At 66.2% G+C, this 17,627-nt stretch carries 12 protein-coding genes and 5 pseudogenes; 10 read left to right on the top strand and 7 right to left on the bottom strand.

All coding sequences use genetic code 11. The annotated features are described in order from the left end of the window. Positions 1-200: 200 nt before the first annotated feature. The gene (locus tag ACHMXE_RS06900) at positions 201-407 is read right to left on the bottom strand and encodes a hypothetical protein (protein WP_395345051.1); all 207 of its coding nucleotides are present in this window, start codon (positions 405-407) and stop codon (positions 201-203) included. Positions 408-796: 389 nt separating this feature from the next. Then, the gene (locus ACHMXE_RS06895) at positions 797-1,129 is read right to left on the bottom strand and encodes a hypothetical protein (protein ID WP_395345049.1); all 333 of its coding nucleotides are present in this window, start codon (positions 1,127-1,129) and stop codon (positions 797-799) included. A gap of 735 nt (positions 1,130-1,864) precedes the next feature. Between ACHMXE_RS06895 and ACHMXE_RS06890 the strand changes: the two are divergent. The 3 genes and pseudogenes from ACHMXE_RS06890 to ACHMXE_RS06880 all read left to right on the top strand — a co-directional run. Beyond that, positions 1,865-2,095: pseudogene (locus ACHMXE_RS06890) on the top strand (IS30 family transposase); the annotation flags it as partial. A 92-nt stretch (positions 2,096-2,187) separates the two neighbouring features. Continuing rightward, positions 2,188-3,111: pseudogene (locus ACHMXE_RS06885) on the top strand (IS481 family transposase). A gap of 651 nt (positions 3,112-3,762) precedes the next feature. Beyond that, positions 3,763-4,209, top strand: coding sequence for a hypothetical protein (locus ACHMXE_RS06880; RefSeq protein WP_395345047.1), 447 nt, complete (start codon positions 3,763-3,765; stop codon positions 4,207-4,209). Positions 4,210-4,254: 45 nt separating this feature from the next. Here ACHMXE_RS06880 and ACHMXE_RS06875 read toward each other — a convergent pair whose 3' ends face one another. The 4 genes and pseudogenes from ACHMXE_RS06875 to ACHMXE_RS06860 all read right to left on the bottom strand — a co-directional run bounded on the left by ACHMXE_RS06875 (position 4,255) and on the right by ACHMXE_RS06860 (position 8,875). Then, on the bottom strand, positions 4,255-5,181 hold the full coding sequence (locus ACHMXE_RS06875) for an ABC transporter permease (RefSeq protein WP_186475809.1): 927 nt from the start codon (positions 5,179-5,181) through the stop codon (positions 4,255-4,257). Next, positions 5,178-6,261 (bottom strand): annotated as a pseudogene (locus ACHMXE_RS06870) (ABC transporter permease). Before ACHMXE_RS06870 ends, ACHMXE_RS06875 begins: the two are co-directional and overlap by 4 nt. Further along, positions 6,258-7,892: an ABC transporter ATP-binding protein gene (locus ACHMXE_RS06865; RefSeq protein ID WP_395345045.1), complete on the bottom strand. Its 1,635-nt coding sequence runs from the start codon at positions 7,890-7,892 to the stop codon at positions 6,258-6,260. The pseudogene ACHMXE_RS06870 and the gene ACHMXE_RS06865 overlap by 4 nt, the downstream one beginning before the upstream one ends. Then, positions 7,892-8,875, bottom strand: coding sequence for a BMP family protein (locus ACHMXE_RS06860; RefSeq protein ID WP_395345043.1), 984 nt, complete (start codon positions 8,873-8,875; stop codon positions 7,892-7,894). The genes ACHMXE_RS06865 and ACHMXE_RS06860 overlap by 1 nt, the downstream gene beginning before the upstream one ends. Before the next feature lie 177 nt (positions 8,876-9,052). Between ACHMXE_RS06860 and ACHMXE_RS06855 the strand changes: the two genes are divergently transcribed. From ACHMXE_RS06855 to ACHMXE_RS06840, 4 genes and pseudogenes are all read left to right on the top strand, one after another. Next, a complete protein-coding gene (locus ACHMXE_RS06855) occupies positions 9,053-9,850 on the top strand; it encodes a cysteine hydrolase (RefSeq protein WP_395345041.1) in 798 nt (265 codons plus the stop codon). Next, positions 9,850-11,055 carry an amidase gene (locus ACHMXE_RS06850; RefSeq protein WP_395345039.1) on the top strand — a complete coding sequence of 402 codons (1,206 nt, stop codon included), beginning with the start codon at positions 9,850-9,852 and terminating at the stop codon, positions 11,053-11,055. The genes ACHMXE_RS06855 and ACHMXE_RS06850 overlap by 1 nt, the downstream gene beginning before the upstream one ends. Then, positions 11,052-11,717: a TetR/AcrR family transcriptional regulator gene (locus ACHMXE_RS06845; RefSeq protein ID WP_203208107.1), complete on the top strand. Its 666-nt coding sequence runs from the start codon at positions 11,052-11,054 to the stop codon at positions 11,715-11,717. The genes ACHMXE_RS06850 and ACHMXE_RS06845 overlap by 4 nt, the downstream gene beginning before the upstream one ends. 12 nt (positions 11,718-11,729) lie before the next feature. Next, positions 11,730-13,342 (top strand): annotated as a pseudogene (locus ACHMXE_RS06840) (gamma-glutamyltransferase family protein). 26 nt (positions 13,343-13,368) lie between these two features. On the opposite strand, the gene ACHMXE_RS06835 reads toward ACHMXE_RS06840, so the two are convergent. Continuing rightward, positions 13,369-13,731, bottom strand: a complete 363-nt coding sequence (locus tag ACHMXE_RS06835) for a high-potential iron-sulfur protein (RefSeq protein ID WP_203208108.1) — start codon at positions 13,729-13,731, stop codon at positions 13,369-13,371. Positions 13,732-14,503: 772 nt separating this feature from the next. Between ACHMXE_RS06835 and ACHMXE_RS06830 the strand changes: the two genes are divergently transcribed. The 3 genes and pseudogenes from ACHMXE_RS06830 to ACHMXE_RS06820 all read left to right on the top strand — a co-directional run bounded on the left by ACHMXE_RS06830 (position 14,504) and on the right by ACHMXE_RS06820 (position 17,616). Further along, entirely contained in the window at positions 14,504-15,037 is a 534-nt protein-coding gene (locus ACHMXE_RS06830; protein WP_395345037.1) for a hypothetical protein, read from the top strand. 433 nt (positions 15,038-15,470) lie between these two features. Then, positions 15,471-16,861, top strand: a pseudogene (locus tag ACHMXE_RS06825) (GntP family permease). 23 nt (positions 16,862-16,884) lie between these two features. Continuing rightward, complete coding sequence (locus ACHMXE_RS06820) at positions 16,885-17,616, top strand: acetoacetate decarboxylase (RefSeq protein WP_395345035.1); 732 nt, start codon at positions 16,885-16,887, stop codon at positions 17,614-17,616. Positions 17,617-17,627 lie beyond the last annotated feature (11 nt).

The raw sequence follows: 17,627 nt of genomic DNA, 5'->3' as shown, positions 1-17,627 counted from the left end.
ATCGAAGCAGTCCATTCCCGATGGAGGTTCGCGACCTGCTGATCTTCGGAGTGCTGCAGTGCCGGTAGCGGCAGAGTTGATTGGGGCCGACCTGACGCCGCCAGAGGATGGAGGTGTGGAACGGCCCGGTAATGTCCTTCGCATCACGCCGTTGCCGAGTTAGCGCTTCCCCCCGACGTAGCGATGAAGTCACCGCTCGACTAACGTGCGGGCGGCTGGTCGAGCTTGATAAACCCTCGCACTGGGTCGCCGTCGCCCCACAATTCGAACAGCAGTCCGTCCGCTCGTTTGCGCAGTGCCTCGATGTCTCGGACTTGAGGGAGTCCAGTGCGCGTCATCGCGGCGTGAACGGCGGCTTCTGCAACTGCCCACGCTTCGTAGCGTCGCTCAAATTCTTCTGCGTCCACGTGATGCCCTCCGCGCTGGAATGCGCCGACATATCCTGCATGGAGCGAAAGACTTGTGCGAGCGGGCATACCCTCCCGCCCTTTTGGGGGAGCCCCTGGAAACATAACGAAGAGAAACGCGGAGGACGACTAACAGAATCCCGGCGCTGGCACGAGGAAGCCCCTCTCGCGGCCGTGGCCCGGGGAGCGCTGGGACCGCATGGCAGGCCCCAGAAATCTAGGCGGCCGGCGGTGTGGTGGCACGCGCATCGGCCAAACCTCAACATGTGCCAGCCATAGCAAACACGTTGTGGCTGGAACCATTATCTACGCAGCCACCTCGACACCTTGGCCGACACGCAAGCATTTAGGCTGAACCTTCCGCAACGCCGACGGGAGGTGACTGAGAACTATTCCACCAAATTTTGCAAAAAAACTGCGGCGATCATCGCGGCCGCTCGCCTGTCTTTCAGCACATCGGCGACGCACATTTGCGGCTGGTCGTCATATGAGAGGTCGCGGAGTTCGACCAAGTAGTGCAGGACCAATTCTTTGTCTGTCTTGACGCTCTCACCTGGGGCAAGCAGCCAGTTCTCCACCTCGCGGCGATACGCTGGGCGAAATGCCGCTTGGACGGGGCGCTTCACGCGGCCGGTATCTCCGGTTTGAACCGCCAGGTCGAACTGACGGGATATGTTCCCCAAGAGCTGCGGCCGCCCGAAGGGCGACGAAAGATTTTTCACACCGTCTCTCGTTGGTTCTCCGACGAGCCAGATTCACTTAACGCTCGTCTTCCTGCGTCGGTGATTCGGAAGATCACTACGGGTCGCGTACCCATAGCATCTACCGTCGGCAGGTGCGCCTTGATCATGGCTGCTGCCTCCAACACGATCGCATTCCGAACGTCTTTCTCGTCTTGGATGACAAGCGGGAGGGAGGCACGCTCGATACGACGAAGCAAATCTATCGGCATTCTTTGTTACTCCCGAGTTGCACAGCGCGATGTCTCGAAGTCCAGAATGTGACTTCAAAGTTTCGAAACAGACTGTACGACCAGGATTTAACAGTGTGGAGACGAAAGTCAAAAACCCACCAGCATCAGTGGGGTTAACCACTAGCTTCCGAGCCACACAGCATGACCGTCCTGACACCCTGCGCATGCACTAACGACCACCTTAGTCGCGTCGAGACGCTGCGTTGGACGGTCCAAAATACACTCGGCAGGTAACTCACTGGTGACTTCTTACTTCGTCGAGGTCCAAGGTGAGCCATGTTCCTGTACGTCGGCCACGTCACGCCGCGAAAGATTCAGAGCGCCTTGATGGTGACCAAACCCGACCGACAAGCAGCAAGCGCCGTCTTCAACGCGACCATGCGGGGAAACTTGCCCAAGACGCCTTGACCGTCTGCAGGCGGCGGCGGATTCAACCGGTCAACGCAACACAATAACCACGGCTGAGGCAGAAGGAGTGTTGCAGATGAAGTATTGGACGCGAACCCACTACACGGACGCCCAGAAGGCATTGATGTGGGAGCGCTGGAAGGAAGGCTGGACTCTGCATCAGATCGGCCATCTGTTCGACCGACCTCACACCTCGATCCACACCATCCTGTCGAAGACCGGTGGCATTCGACCACTGGACCGGCGGCGCAGCGCGAAGGCGCTGACCCTGGCGGAGCGAGAAGAGATCTCTCGTGCTCTAGTTGCGAAGGCCCCATAGGTGTTTCGGGTGTTCACCCGGAGAAGTTTTGAGAGACTGGAAATCGCCAAACCCCCAATCCACTCAAGACCCCGACCCGGATGAACACCCATAAGAATGCCCGATTGACGTACCTGCGGCGCCTGGAGATGGTTCAGGACATCACTGAACGTGGCGTCAGCGCATCAGATGCTGCCGCCTCGCACGGCGTCAGCGCCGTCACGGCCCGTAAATGGCTGGCGCGCTGCCTGGTCGATGGTGCGGCAGGCCTGCTGGACAAGTCTTCGCGCCCCGAGAATTCGCCCCGCTCCATCGAACCTCATGTCGCTCTGGCCATTGTCGAGTTGCGGCGCAAGTTCTTCTTGCAGGCACGCATCGCTTCCTAAATGGGCGTATCCCGAGCCACCGTCAGTCGCGTGCTGCGTCGTGCCGGACTGTCGAGATTGAGTGACCTGCGCCCGGACGAGCCTGTGCAACGCTACGAGCGAGACAACCCTTGTGAGCTGCTGCACATCGACATCAAGAAGCTGGGGCGCTTCGACAAGGTCGGCCACCGCATCACCGGTAACCGCACTCAGCGTGCGCGCAGCGTTGGCTGGGACTTCGTCTTCGTTGCCGTGGACGACCACAGCCGCTTGGCCTTTACGCAGGTGCATCCCGACGAGACCAAGTTCAGCGCCGAAGCGTTCCTGCGGGCCGCGGTAGGCTACTTCGCAAGCATGGGTGTGCAGATCCAGCGGGTGTTGACCGACAACGGCATGTCGTTTCGCTCTGGGCTGTTCGCCGAAGCGTGCCTCGAGTTGGGCATCGGGCAGAAGTTCACCGGGGCGTATCGCCCGCAGACCAACGGCAAGGCCGAGCGCTTCATCCAGTCGGCCCTGCGCGAGTGGGCCTACGGGCACGCCTACGCGAACTCAGACCAGCGCTGTGAGGCTCTGCCTGTGTGGAACCACTTCTATAACTGGCACCGGCCGCACCACGGCATCAACCTCGCCGTGCCCGTCTCACGTCTCTCGATGTCTTGAAAGAACCTCTTGATACTTCACAGGATCAAAATTCCAAGTCAAGCTTTCCAACCCGATGGACAAGCTTAGTCGGCGGCCTTCGCCACGGATGTCGGAAAGGATGCCGACAGGCGCAGCCCGGATCTTGAACAGGAGACCCCTTGTGCTGTACTCGGAGGCACACGTAAACCGAAGCGCGAGCCTTAGATTCCCTCAGGACTCGCGCATACGCCAAAAGCGGTCGTGGTGAACCGCCCCGGCGCCAGCAGCGCCGTGGGAGCGCGCTACGTCGCTCAGGCCAAGACCTGCCCGAACTGGCGAAGCTGTCGCACGAAAGGCCCTACAGCCTGAGCTTCTGCACGACGGGCGTCAGCGGGCTGAACCACCTCCAGCTCGAGATGTTCAAGAGCCTGGTGGTCAAGATGAAGACCGGGACCGCGCTCAACGTGATTCACTTTCCCTACCAACGGCGCGGCACAAGCCCTCACCGCGCTGAAGGCCGGCGAGGTGCAGGGCTGCGCGCTGCCCTACAGCACCTTTGAACTGCATGTTCTTTCATCCGTAAGTCCTTTTCGTTTGCTCACAAGTGAGTGGGAGGTGAACGGCAATGGTTGCCCAGAAATGCGCGAAGGATCGCAAACACCGCAGCAGGGCCTCGCGGCGCAGTGACATTTGGGAACGTTCTTCACCGTCGCGATGTGCGCAGTATCGGATCGCCGTCCGTTGGAAGCGCATCACGGCGATTCCCGCCCTCTGGAGTTGAAACAAATGATTCTCTCGCGAACCGTCTTCAAGCTTGCCGCCGCAGGCCTCGTTGCCGCTGGCGCCCTGACCGTCGCCGCAACGGCCAACGCCGACACCAGCTGGTCCGTCGGCATCAACGTCCCCGGCGTGGTCGTGAACGAGCCGGCCCCCGTCTACACCTATCCGGCGCCGACCTACTACCAGGCTCCGCGCCCGGTCTACTCCGTTCCGCCGCCCGTCTACTACGAGCCGGCCGCGCGCTGGGAGGAACGTCGCGCCGAACGCTGGGAAGAGCGCCGTGCCGAGCGTCGCGAATGGCGCCGCCGCCAGTGGGAGCGCGAGCAGTACCACCGCTACTACGAGAATCGCGACTGAGGTCGGCGGCCTCGCGTGCAGGGCCGCCTCCTCCGCACCTGCGCTTCAGCCCTGCGCGGGCAATGGCTTCGTGAGCGCTGCGGGCGCGACCTGTCGACCGACCAGCCCGCCCACCGCCAGCAGCGCGAGCACGTAGGGCAAGGCGATCAGCAGGGCGCTGGGCACCTCGATGCCCATCGCAGGAAGCTGGAACTGCAGCGCAGTGGCGGCTCCGAAGAGACAGCAGGCCATCACGGTCCGGCCGAGGCGCCAGTTGCCGAAGATCACCGCCGCGATCGCCAGGTAGCCGGCGCCGCCGGTCATGCCTTCCGTGAAGGTGTGGATGTCACCGATCGACAGGAAGCAGCCCGCCAGCGCGGACATGAAGCCGGTGAACAGCACAGCGCCGTACCGGATGCGGCTCACCTTCAACCCCGAATGGCTCGCCGCCTGCGGCGACGTGCCCGCGGCATGGATCGCCAGGCCGAGCGCAGTGGCGCGCATCACCCAGCCCACCAACACGATCAGCACGATGGCGGCATAGAGCAGCCATGCCTGCCGGAAGACCTGCTCGCCCAGGTGCGGTATCTCCGACAGGCCGGGTGGCGCCCACTTGTCCAGGCCCGGGATCTCGGCGCGCGAGCGGCTGCCGAAGATCGCCCGGTAACCCAGGGTGGTCGCGCCGAGCACCAGGATGTTGATGCCGATGCCGGTGACGATCTGGTTGGCGCGCAGCGTGATGCTTAGAAAGGCTTGCAGCCACGCGATGGGCAGCACGCACAGCACGCCGCAGAGCAGGCCGAGCAACGGCGAGCCGGTGGCCCATGATGCGGTGGCGCCTGCAAAGGCGCCGGCCAGCATGAGGCCCTCCACGCTCATGTTGAGCACGCCGGCCCGTTCGCTCACGAGCTCGCCGGTGGCGGCGAGCAGCAACGGTGCAGCGAGCCGGATGCTCGAGCCGACGAAGACGGCGGCCAGTTCGGGATCGATCATTTGCGTCGCGCCTCCATGCGCTGGATGCCGATGGCTGCCCCGGCGAGCGTCACGATGATGAGCCCCTGGATCACCACGACCAGGGCGGTAGGCACTTGCGCCACCATTTCCATGTTGATCCCGCCCGAACGCAGGAAGCCGAAGAGCAGCGAGCCCGCAACCACGCCGGTCGCGCTGCCGCGTGCGAGCAGGCCCACCACCAGGCCGTCGAAGCCGTAGCCCGACGAGAAACCGGCCTTGAGCGTGTACTGCTCGCCCTGCAGCATGAAGGCGCCTGCAAGTCCGCCGAAGGCGCCGGCTGCGCAGAGCGCGCCGATGGCGAGGCGGTCGATGGGCATGCCGGCGCGGCGAGCCGCGCGCGGGTTCAGGCCGGTTGCGCGCAGCTGCAGTCCCGTCACCGTGCGGTTGAGCAGCAGCGCCACCGCCACGGCCAGCACCACCCCGATCAGGAGACCGACGTGCAGCGGCGTACCCGCATCGCCGGTGAGTAGCGGCAGCTGGGTCGCCACCGGAATCTCCAGCGACTCGGGCAGCGTCGCGCTGCTCGTCATCGGCCGGCGCAGCAGGTGCTCGGACTGCACGCTGCCATACACCATCCAAATGGCGATGAAGGAAAGCAGCAATGTCGCGATGACCTCGTTGGTGCCCATTTTGACGCGAAGGACGCCGGCGATGCCGCCCCAGAAAGCGCCCGCCGCGCAGGCGCCCAGCATCGGAACGATGAAGGCCAGCCCCCAAGGCAGTTGCGCCACTGGTGGCCACAGCGCGAGCGCCGTAGCCGTGATGCCGCCGACGGCAATCTGCCCTTCTCCCGCCCACGTTCGTGAGGTTCGCGCGCTCGGCCAGGATGAAACCCAGGCCGACCAGCATGAGCACCAGCGCACGGTTGATCGAGGCAGCCAGCGCATAGGACGAGCCCCAGGCGCCGTCCGCGAACGCGGCGACCGCATCGCCCACGGGCACGCCGAGCGCGGCGATCAGCAAGGCACCGACGCCAAAGGCCAGCAGCACCGCGGCTGCCGAGACCTGCAGCGCAGGGGTCGGCCTAAGCCGCGACCAGGCAAGTACAGGACCGCTCATGGGGCGACCTCCTTTGCAACATCTTCCTTGTCACGGTGCCCGGCCATCCAGGCACCGATGCGCGCGCGGTCCGCGCCCGCCGTGGGGCATGTGCCCATCACCCGGCCCCGGTAGAGCACCAGCACGCGGTCGGCGACGCTCAGCAGTTCGTCGAGCTCCGACGAGATGAGCAGCACGCCGACCCCGCGGTCCGCGGCGGCCCGGATGTGGCCGTAGACGGCCTCGACCGCGCCGACATCCAGGCCGCGCGTGGGCTGCGCCGCCAGCAGGAAGCGCAGACCCTCGAGCGTGAGCTCGCGCGCGAGCACCGCCTTCTGCTGGTTGCCGCCCGAAAGGCCTCCGAACGGCACGTCGGGGCTGGCGGCGCGCACGTCATAGCGCTGCATGAGGTCGAGTGCCTCGCGGCGCATGGCCGCGCGGTCGAGGAGGCCGAAGCGCCGGAACCGGTCCAGGCGGTCGAGCATGATGTTCTCTGCGACGTTCATGCCTGTCACGCAGGCCAGCGCATGCCGGTCTTCGGGCACCACGCCGCAGCCCGCGGCGCTGAGCTGGCGCGGCGTGGCGCGCGTCATGTCCTCGCCGCAGACGAAATAGCGCCCCTCGGTGGGACGCAGCATTCCCGAAAGCACCGCGCCCAGCTCGCTCTGGCCATTGCCCTCGACGCCGGCGATGGCCACGATCTCGCCCGGCTCCACCACCAGGGTGAAGTTGTCCAGGCGCACCACGCCATCGACGTCGCGCACGGTGAGGCCGTCGGCCAGCAGCGCTGCCTCGCGCGTCGGGCTGCCCGGTGCCGGCCGGGACGCACGAGACGCCCGTACCGGCGCAGCGGCAGGCGCCTGCAGGTCGCGCTGGATCATCGCGCGCACCAGCGCGTCGATATCCTGTGCGGGCGCGTCCGAGCGCGCCACCACTCGGCCGCCGCGCAGGACGGTCGCACGCCGCGCAACGCGCTGGATCTCGGCCAGCTTGTGGGTGACCAGCACCACGCCGCAGCCCTGCTGCGCCACGCGCGTACACACCGAGAGCAATGCCTCGATCTCCTGCGGCAGCAACACGGCGGTGGGTTCGTCGAGCACCAGCAGGCGCGGCTCGCGCACCAGGCACTTCACGATTTCCACGCGCTGGCGCTCGCCCACCGACAGGTCCTGCACCTTCGCATGCGGATCGAGCGCGAGCCCGTAGCGCTCCCGCATCGCGGCGATACGCGCCGCGCCGGCCTTGCGGTCTAGCACGCCGCGCATCTGGCCGAGCAGCAGGTTGTCGAGCACCGTCATGTCGGGCACGAGGCTGAAATGCTGGTGGACCATCGCGATGCCGTGAGAAAGGGCATCCGCCGGCGAGCGCGGGCGAAACGCCTCGCCGGCCAGCGTCATCTGGCCCGCGTCCGCGGCGTGCACGCCGAAGACGAGATTGCACAGCGTGGACTTGCCGGCGCCGTTCTCGCCCAGCAGGCAGTGGACCTCGCCGGGATGGAGCGCCAGCGAGACGTCCTGCAGCGCCTGCAGCGCGCCGAAGCGCTTGGACAGCCCCTCCAGCTTCAGCAGCGGCGCGGCGGCCGGCGTTGCGGCGAACCCCGGGCCGCCGTCGCCGATGCCCTCACCGAGGCCGATGGCGTGGCGCTCGCGCATCAGCCCTCCAGCACCTTGATCTTGCCGGACAGGATGTCCTTCTTGATCTGCTCGAGCTTGGCCTTCTGTTCGTCGGTCGCCCCGCAGATGACCATGTCCGATGCGTTCGGCCCCATGACCAGTCCGAAGGGCTTGTAGCCGGCCTTCCAGGTACCGCCGACGGCCTCCTTGATGGCGTACTGCACCTGATAGCCGACGCCGGTGATGCTGTAGGCGGGATAGAGCGGATCGGTGCCGCAGCGGTTGGTGTAGCTGCCGATGATCTTCGTGCCCTTCTCCTTGGCCGCCTGCTCCATGCCGCGCAGGCCGAGGTTCAGGATGTGATAGTGCACGTCGGCGCCCTGCGCGATGGCCGCCAGCGTGGCTTCCTTGGCCTTGGCCACGTTGTCGAAGTCGCCGGTGTAGTTCTCGAAGTACTTGATGCCGGGCTTGATGTACTTGGCGCCGTTGCCGAACTCCTTGCCGGCGTTGACGATGGAAGGGATCTCCATGCCGCCCACGTAGCTCACGGCCCCGTTCTTCGAGAGCATCGCGGCGGCGGCGCCCGCGACGAAGGCGATCTCGGCCTGCTTCACGTCGTAGCCGGCCACGTTGGCCGTCTCCTCGGCCTTGTTGCCGCCGACGATCGAAAAGTGCGTCTTGGGGAAGCGCTTGGCCACCTTGAGCACGGCGGCCTGCGTCTGGCCGCCGACGCCGATCACGAGCGCGTTCTTGCTGGCCAGGTTGGTCAGCGCCTGCTCCATGTCGGCGTAGTTGATGTTCTCGATCATCTGCACCTTGATCCTGGCGCCGTACTCCTTCTGCGCGGCCACAAGGCCGTCGTAGCCGGACTCCATCCATCCCTTGTCCGACTTGGACCCGGGAATGAGGATGCCGACCGCGATCGGATCGGCGGCCGAGGCCGGCAGGCTCAGCACGAGGGCGGTGAAGGCGCTGACGCCTGCGAGGACGGCGGCGCGGCGGGAGGGAGACGGAATCTGCATGGCATGCCTTTCGCTAGTTGGAGGGTTAAGTAACTAATCAATTACTTACCGACAACGCATCGCAATAACAGTGCCAATGAATTCGCCGACTTTCTGCCGCATATCGGTGCGGCGACCGCAACGAATGCACCAGCCTGCGGCGATGCGCCCTTCGCCCGCACACCACCGGAGCCTTTGATGAAACGCCACCCCTATCTTCCCGATGCCCGGCCCGACGGCGCCCTGGGCCTGGGCCAGCAGTACTACTGGGTCGCCAGCGAGCGCGAGGTCGATATGTCCGTGGAGCCGCCCGCGCCGCTGCGCGCCCGGGTGCAGGCGCAGCCGCAGAACGTGGTGCTCGACCTGCGCCGCACGGCCATCGTCATCATCGACCTGCAGAACGACTTCTGCACCGAGGGCGGATGGGTCGACCACATCGGCGGCAACTATGCGGCGGACCGCACGCCGATCGCCCCGCTGCAGAAGCTGCTGCCCGGGCTGCGCCACGCCGGCGTGCCGGTCGTCTGGGTCAACTCGGGCAACCGCCCGGACCTGGCCAACATGCCGCCCAACCAGATCCATCTGTACAAGAACAGCGGCACGGGCGTCGGCCTGGGCGACCCGCTGCCCGGCGGCAAGGGCCACGTGCTGCAGAAGGACTCGTGGGCCGCGGCCATCGTGGACGAGCTCGCACCGCACGAAGGCGACTTTCTGGTCGACAAGCACCGCATCAGCGGCTTCTGGGACACGCCGCTGGACAGCATCCTGCGCAACCTCGGGGTGCGCAGCATCCTCTTCGCGGGCTGCAACACCGACCAGTGCGTGCTGCACACGCTCACCGACGCCAACTTCCTGGGCTACGGCTGCGTGATGCTGAGCGACTGCTGCGCCACGAGCTCGCCGGACTTCTGCACCGAGGCGACGATCTGGAACGTCAAGAAGTGCTTCGGCTTCGTGACCGACTCGGCCGCCGTGCTCGCGGCGCTGCCCGCCTGATGCACACGGAGACCGCGCACGGCTCGGGCGGCTGGATGCCCGGCCCCCGCTGCGAGCGGCCCGCCACCGGCGTCGGCGCGCTGAACGGGGTGCGCCTGGGCGTGAAGGACCTCATCGACATCGCAGGTGCCGTCACCGGCGGCGGCAACCCGGACTGGGCCACCAGCCACGTGCCGGCCGTGCACGACGCGCCCTGCGTGGCCGCACTGCGTGGCGCAGGCGCGCGGGTCGTCGGCAAGACGATCAGCGACGAACTCGCCTTCAGCCTGGAGGGCGAGAACGCCCACTACGGCGCGCCGCGCCATCCGAGCGACCCCGATCGGCTGCCGGGGGGGTCGTCCAGCGGCAGCGCCGCCGCGGTCGCATGGGCGGAGGTCGACCTGGCGCTGGGCACCGACACGGGCGGCTCGGTGCGCGTACCGGCGGCGTTCTGCGGGGTCGCCGCGATGCGGCCCACGCACGGCCGGATCCCGCTCGACGGGGTCCTGCCCTTCGCACCGAGCTACGACACGGTGGGGTGGTTCGCGCGCGATGCCGACCTGCTGCGCCGCGCCGGGCATGCGCTGCTCGGCACCGAAGCCCGCATCGGCAGCGACCGGCCCGCGCCGCCCCTGCGCCTGTGCGTGGCCACGGACGCGCTGGCGCTGGCGGAGCCCGCGGTGCGCGAGCCGCTGGCCGCGTGGGCCCGCCTGATGCGCATCGACAGCGAGCGCAGCGCCTATGGCGGCAGCGACTGGCGCGACTGGTTCGAAGCCTATGCCGTGCTTCAGGGCCTGGAGATTCAGGCCCACGTCGGCCCGTGGATCCGGCGACAGCGGCCGCGCTTCGGCGCCGCCATCGCGCCGCGCTTCGAGGCGGCGCTGGCGCTCGATGCCTCACAGGGAACGCGCTGGAGCGACTGGCGCGCGCAGGCCGCCGCGCGGCTGGCACAGAGGATGGGCCCCGACGAGGCGTGGCTGATTCCCGCCGCACCCTGCTTCGCGCTGTCGCGCCGGGCCGATGCGGCTCAGCGCGGCGCCTTCTACGAGCGCGCACTGGCGCTCGGCGCGGTGGCCGGCCATGCGGGGCTGCCGCAGGTGGTGTTTCCGCTGCCGGCTGCCGAGGGCCTGCCGCCTTGCGCATCCTTCATCTCGGCCAGGGGCAATGACGAACGGCTGCTTGAACTTGCCGCGACACTAGCGCCTGCATTCCCATCCACACGATGAGCAAACTTTCCCCACGGCGGGCGCCGGCCCAGGAGACGATCGCGCGGCGCGACGCCACACTCACGCGCGCGAAGCTCCTGGAAGCGGCGATCGACGAGTTCTCGAACGAGGGCTACAGCGGCGCGCGCACCGAACGCATCGCACGGCTCGCCGGCACGAACATCCGCATGCTGTATCACTACTTCGGGAGCAAGGACGACCTGTACGTCGCCGTGCTCGAGGCGGTGATGGCCGACCTGCGGCACGAAGAACTCCGGCTGGACCCGGAGGCCGAGGAGCCGCTGACCGGCCTGCTGCACATCGCCGATTTCGTGGACCACCACTTCGCGACGCACCCGCGGCTGCGCAAGCTGCTGGCCTTCGAGAACCTCAACGAGGCGCGGCACCTCGCGCGCTCGAACCGGATCCCGGAGATGTCGTCGCCGGTGATCGCGCTGATCCGCCGCCTGCTGGTGCGCGGGGTGGCGGCAGGGGTCGTGCGCAGTGGCATCGATGCGCTGCACCTGTACGTGGCGATGGTGAGCCTGTCGTACTACGGCCGAGCCCATGCGTTCACGCTGTCACGCATCTTCAACAAGGACCTGCAGGCCGCGGCCTGGCAGAAGGCGCACCAGAAGATGACCCGCCAGATGGTGGCGGCCTTCCTGACGCAGGCGCCATGAACGAACTTCCGCATGACTGCTTCCATGTCCGCTGAGCCCACACGCCAGCCCGCCGCACCTGCTTCGGCCACCTCCCGGCGAGGCATGGTGACGAGCCCCCATCCGCTGGCCAGTGCGGCGGGCCTGGAGGTGCTGGCCGATGGCGGCAATGCCATCGAGGCCGCCATCGCCATGGCGGCCGTGCTGTGCGTCGTGTGCCCGCACTTCACCGGGCTCGGAGGCGACGGTTTCTGGCTCATCGCGCAGCCCGGTGCGCCCGTGCGCGGCATCTCCGGCGTCGGGCAGGCCGCCGCAGCGCTCCCGCCGCTGTCGGGACCAGTCCCGCTGCGCGGCGGCGCGTCGGCATTGACCACGGCCGCGGCGGTGGACAGCTGGGCCCGGGCCTTCGACATCTCGGCGCGCAACTGGCAGGGCCGCCAGCGCTGGGCGTCACTGCTGTCTCGCGCGATCGAACATGCGCAGGAGGGCTTTGCCGTGTCGGCCTCGCAGCGCTTCTGGCACGAGATGCGGGCCGCAGAGGCGCGGCACTGGCACGGCTTCGACGCGGCGTTTCCGGGCGGGCCTTCGCACCAGCACCAGCGCCAGCCCGGGCTGGCGCACACGCTGTCGCGGCTCGCGGCGCAGGGCCCGCGCGAGTTCTACGAAGGCGAAGTCGCGCACCGCCTCGCGGCCGGCCTGCAGGCCGCGGGTTCGCCGCTCACGCTTGACGACATGCGCGGCACCCGCGCCCGGGAAGTGACGCCGCTGGCCGTGCCCTACCGCGGCGGAACGCTGCTGAGCCTGCCGCCGCCGACGCAGGGCTTCGCCACGCTGGAAGCCATGGGCATCCTCGGCGAGCAGGATTTCTCCGGCATCGCCGAAGGCAGCGCCGAGCACTTCCACCGGATGGTCGAGGCGATCAAGCTGGCCTTCGTCGACCGCGACCGCTTCCTGGCCGACCCCGATTTCACCGAGGTGCCCGTGCAGCGGCTGCTCGACGCCGCCTACATCCAACAGCAGGCGGCGCGGGCGCAGGCCGGCGCACGGGCGATGCCCTGGCCCCAGCGATTCCGCCACGGCGACACCGTGTTCTTCGCGGCCGCGGACGCCTCCGGCCGCGGTGCGGGCGTGCTCCAGAGCATCTACTACGACTGGGCAGCGGTGTCGTGGCCGGCGACACCGGTGTGCTGTGGCACAACCGCGGTGCGGCCTTCCACCACGATGCGAGCCATCCCAACGGGCTGCGCGGCGGCAAGCGGCCCTTCCATACGCTGAACCCCGTCGCCTTCATGCGCGACGGTCGGCCCGAGCTGCTGCTGGGCACGCAGGGCGCGGACGGGCAGCCGCAGACCCTGGTGGCGCTGCTCACCCGGCTGATCGACTTCGGCCTGGACCCCGCGCAGGCACTGGCAAGGCCGCGCTTCCTGCTCGGACGGACCTTCTCCGACAGCCGCGACAGCCTGAAGCTGGAGCAGGACGTGGGGCCCGAGGTGATGGCATCGTTGACCGCGCGCGGCCACGAGGTCGCGCCCATCGCCGCGCACAGCCCACTGGCAGGGCTGCCCGGCGTGATCCGCTTTGAAGCCGACGGCAGCCTGGCGGGCGCGCACGACCCTCGCGGTGATGGGGTCGCACTGGGTCTTTGAATGCCAGGCTGCCGGCAGCCCGGCCCTCAGGCCTTCTTCGCCCAGGCGCTGCACCCCCTGGCGTTGACCTGCTTGCCGGAGAACAGCGCGCAGCTGCTCTTCGGGTCGGTCGGCTTCGATTGCCACAGTGCGCAGCCGTTGCACAGCTGGGCGTTGTCGTGCTTCGGGGATTTCTTCGTATCGGCCCTGGCCGAATCTGCGACGTAGCCGAGCGCCACGGCTTGCGGCTCTTTCTCGTCGAGCTGGGCCTGCCCGAACGCACCGGAGGCGCAGGCGGCAGCGCCCGTCGCGGTGAGGGTCAGGATGAAGATGCGGCGGCTGGATGTGATCTGGAACTTTTGTCGTGTGTGGAACGGGTGCAAGGCCGTCCGGCGCGGCGTTGCGCTCATTCAGCCTCGCCAGCACGAGAACGCCCGTGGCCAGCAGCGTGGCGATGCAGAACCCGACGACCTGCAGAACTGCGTCCGATGTGACGTTCTTCATGGGGCGACCTCGCGGTGGATGTCTGGACTGGCCTGCGCTCATTCTTGAGCGGCCTGCTGCATGCTTGAGCAGGCTGCCGCACGCGGCGTTGCGCAGGATCAACCGCGCGAGTCGATGGGCGCGGGCGATGCGTCGACCGGAACCACCTCGTACAGCAGTTGCCCCTGGATCCCGGCCAGCGAGATCGCGCCGGTCAGCACCGCGGCGAGGTTGGGCGCGCAAAGCAGCGGCAGCTACTCGATGGTGACCCAGCGGAATGCGTCCGTCTCGGGACGCCCCCGTCCTGAACGGATGAGCAGATCAAAGACATCGTTCCCCTCAAGGCCATCGTGAACGACAAGGTGGTCTACGAAGCGCGCGAATGAGCGTCATGCACGGAAGACGCGGCCAGCGCCGCATTGCCGTTTTTCAGCACACGGAGGGTGGGGGACCCGCCGCACGTCCAAGGGGACGGTTGTCACCAAGCTTGGGCCCGTACTCGCGAGCGCACTTCCCGTCCTCTTCCATCTCATCCGCAGCGATTGCGAAGACGTGCTCTTCACACCGCGCATCTAAACCGCATGCCACGCGTTTTCGGAGGTTAGGTTGCATCAGCTGAATGGGGCAGTGCACCCGCATTGGCTCTTTCAAGACGCCTCGTGTGTCGCCGTCCTAGAGTTATTCGGGAACCTCATTAGAGTGTTCGAACGTGGCGCCAAAGCCGGCCGCGCGCAGCAGGTGCACGAGGACTATCACCGCAATCGCCTGCACGAAACGAAGGCCTACTTCAGCAAGACTGCGCGCGTGCACCCTTTCGGCCAGCTCCTGCGCGTCGAACTGGAAGTGGCCCTGGACGGAACCGCGGATCACCGCACCCGGTACCTCCACATGCAGAAGCTCAGCGGCGCCTTCGGCCGCCAAGTTGCCCTAACCTACGGTGGCGCTGTGGTGGGCGACGCCCGGCTCATCGACCGCGCAGGCGGCATCGGCTATCAAGCCAACGTGATGCTGGTTTTCGATGGTCCGGGCCGCTCGGAAATGCTCGCGATCGAAGAAGCGCTGCCAAGCATTTGGCGCAACTTGGCCGCAACTGGGCGACTGCCGGAAACCCACGCAATGCCGAGCTCCCAGTACCGCGGCACCGGGATCGAGACCGCGACTACGAGTCGCTTGCGAGCCAGTTGGACAAGGCGGCGGTCTACAAGGCCGGCACAAGCGAAATTTTTCGCGTGAGCGTTGCGCGGGTATTTAACGGTCTCGTGCTGGCAGAAGTTTCGGTCATCGACCCGAACCGAAAGAAGTAGTCCACCAACGCGAACAAGCGGCTGATTCTTGTGGGCTCCAGCCGCTTTTATTTATTGATGCCACCCTCGATATGCACGAACCGCGTGAGCGCGCCACCCAGCGGGAGCGCCGCACGCCGCGCATATCGAGCACGCGTTCCTGCGGCGCGAGGGGGCGGACCGCTTCGAAAACCATGCGGCCCCTCCAGTCAAAGCGCCTGACACCCATTGTGGTTAGACGCACGTCTCCTCGACGGGCGGAGACAAGGCCTTGGCGACAACCAAGAATCTTCGAAAGGCACCCGCCCGCATGCCACCACGGTCGGCGAGGCCAGCGGCGACCGCCGCCAAGACCTCCAATTCAACTTTCCGACCGACTCTTCATGTCACTCCTGATAATTCTGTTTGCGCTGGGCTTGCTGATCTTCGCCGCCTATCGCGGCCACAGCGTAATCCTCTTCGCGCCGATCGCCGCGCTCCTGGCCGTCCTGCTGACACACCCCGCGCTGGTCGCGCCGGTCTACGTGGGCGTGTTCATGGACAAGATGGTGCAGTTCATCAAGCTGTACTTTCCGGTCTTCATGCTCGGAGCACTATTCGGCAAGCTGATCGAAATATCCGGCTTCGCCAGAGCCATCGTCGCTTCCACCATCGACCTCGTGGGAAAGCAACGCGCCATGCTTTCAATCGTTCTCGTCTGCGTCGCACTCACGTACGGCGGTGTTTCGCTGTTCGTCGCGGTCTTCGCCGTCTATCCATTCGCTTCAGAACTATTTCGTCAGCTGCACATCCCCAAGCGCCTGATTCCCGGGACCATCGCGCTGGGCGCGTTCAGCTTCACTATGGACTCGCTTCCTGGAACTCCCCAGATCCAGAACATCATTCCGACCACGTTTTTCGGCACTACGACCTGGGCGGCACCATGGATGGGGTCGATCGGCTCCGCCTTCATCCTCGTTTCCGGCATCGCGTATCTCGAATGGCGGCGACGTGCGGCTTCCAGTCGTGGCGAGGGCTATGGGAACCACACCCTCAATGAGCCGATGCCTGTGACCGGTGCAAGGCTACCGAACGTATGGGTCGCCGTTCCCCCCTGCTCGTCGTCGCTGTCGCCAACAAGTTCCTCACGGGCTGGATACCTACCGCCTTCGGCAAGACCTATGTCATCGCCCTTCCAGGCCTCGCAAACCCGGTGACCGGCGAGGTGGCATCCGTGGTAGCCATCTGGGCAGTCGAAGGCGCGCTGCTTCTGGGTATAGCCAGCGTGCTCCTCTTTGCGTGGACCAACGTCACGACGGGCTTCATTGAGGGGAGCAAATCAGCGATCAGCGGCTCGCTTCTGGCAGCCATGAACACGGCCTCGGAGTACGGATTCGGCGCAGTCATCGCGGCGCTACCCGGATTCGCGATCGTCGCACATGCTTTGACCGGCATTCCCAACCCTCTGATAAATGAAGCCGTGGCGGTCACCGTGCTCGCAGGCATCACAGGTTCCGCCTCTGGCGGGATGAGCATTGCGCTTGCGGCCATGGCGAACCAATTCATCCAGAGCGCACAGGCCGCTGGCATCCCGCTGGAGGTCCTTCATCGCATTGCGGCCATGGCAAGCGGAGGCATGGACACATTGCCGCACAACGGCGCCGTGATCACGCTTCTTGCCGTTTCCGGGCTGACACACCGAGAGGCTTATCTCGACATCTTCGCGGTCACATGCCTCAAGACGGTGGCCGTCTTCGTCGTCATTGCCCTCTATCTCGTGTTCGGCATTTATTAACCCTTCGCTTCTGGAGCACCTCCATGCTTGAAAGCCACGTTCGCAAGAACGCGTTCTCTATGCCCTTTTCTTCCCCCGCCTTCACGTGCGGGCCCTACCGCTTCATCAACCGTGAGTATCTAGTGGTGAGTTACGAAACGGACATCGACGCTCTGAGGGAAATCGTGCCAGAACCGCTTGAGGTGCGGGATCCGATCGTCAACTTCGAGTTCATGAGGATGCCCGACTCGACGGGATTCGGCGACTACACAGAGGCGGGCCAAGTCATTCCTGTGCACTACGACGGTAAGCAAGGCAACTACGTGCACGCCATGTACCTGGACAGCGAGGCGCCGATTGCTGGTGGGCGCGAGATCTGGGGATTTCCAAAAAAGCTTGGCTCACCGGTCCTCGTTGTCGCGGGCGACACCCTGCTTGGAACTCTGGACTACGGGCCGGTGCGCCTCGCAACAGCCACCATGGGGTTCAAGCATAGTGCGACCGATCCTGCTGTCCTTCAACAAGCCCTGTCCGCACCGAACTACCTCTTGAAGGTCATTCCCCACGTGGACGGCTCTCCGCGCATCTGCGAGCTGGTCGAGTACCACACCACAGAAGTCACAGTCAAAGGCAGTTGGACCGGGCCCGCCGCGCTGGATCTGCACCCGCATGCCCTGGCCCCCGTCACTCGTCTCCCGGTGCGCAGGGTGGTGTCCGCCCAGCATTTCGTCACCGACCTCACTCTCGCGCTCGGTACTGTCGTCCACGAGTATTGACCATCAACCCA

This window comes from Variovorax sp. UC122_21, assembly GCF_044056785.1.
In the GTDB taxonomy this organism is placed as follows: domain Bacteria; phylum Pseudomonadota; class Gammaproteobacteria; order Burkholderiales; family Burkholderiaceae_C; genus Variovorax.
Note: the sequence above shows the minus strand (reverse complement) of the source record. Positions and strands in the feature narration are given on the sequence as shown.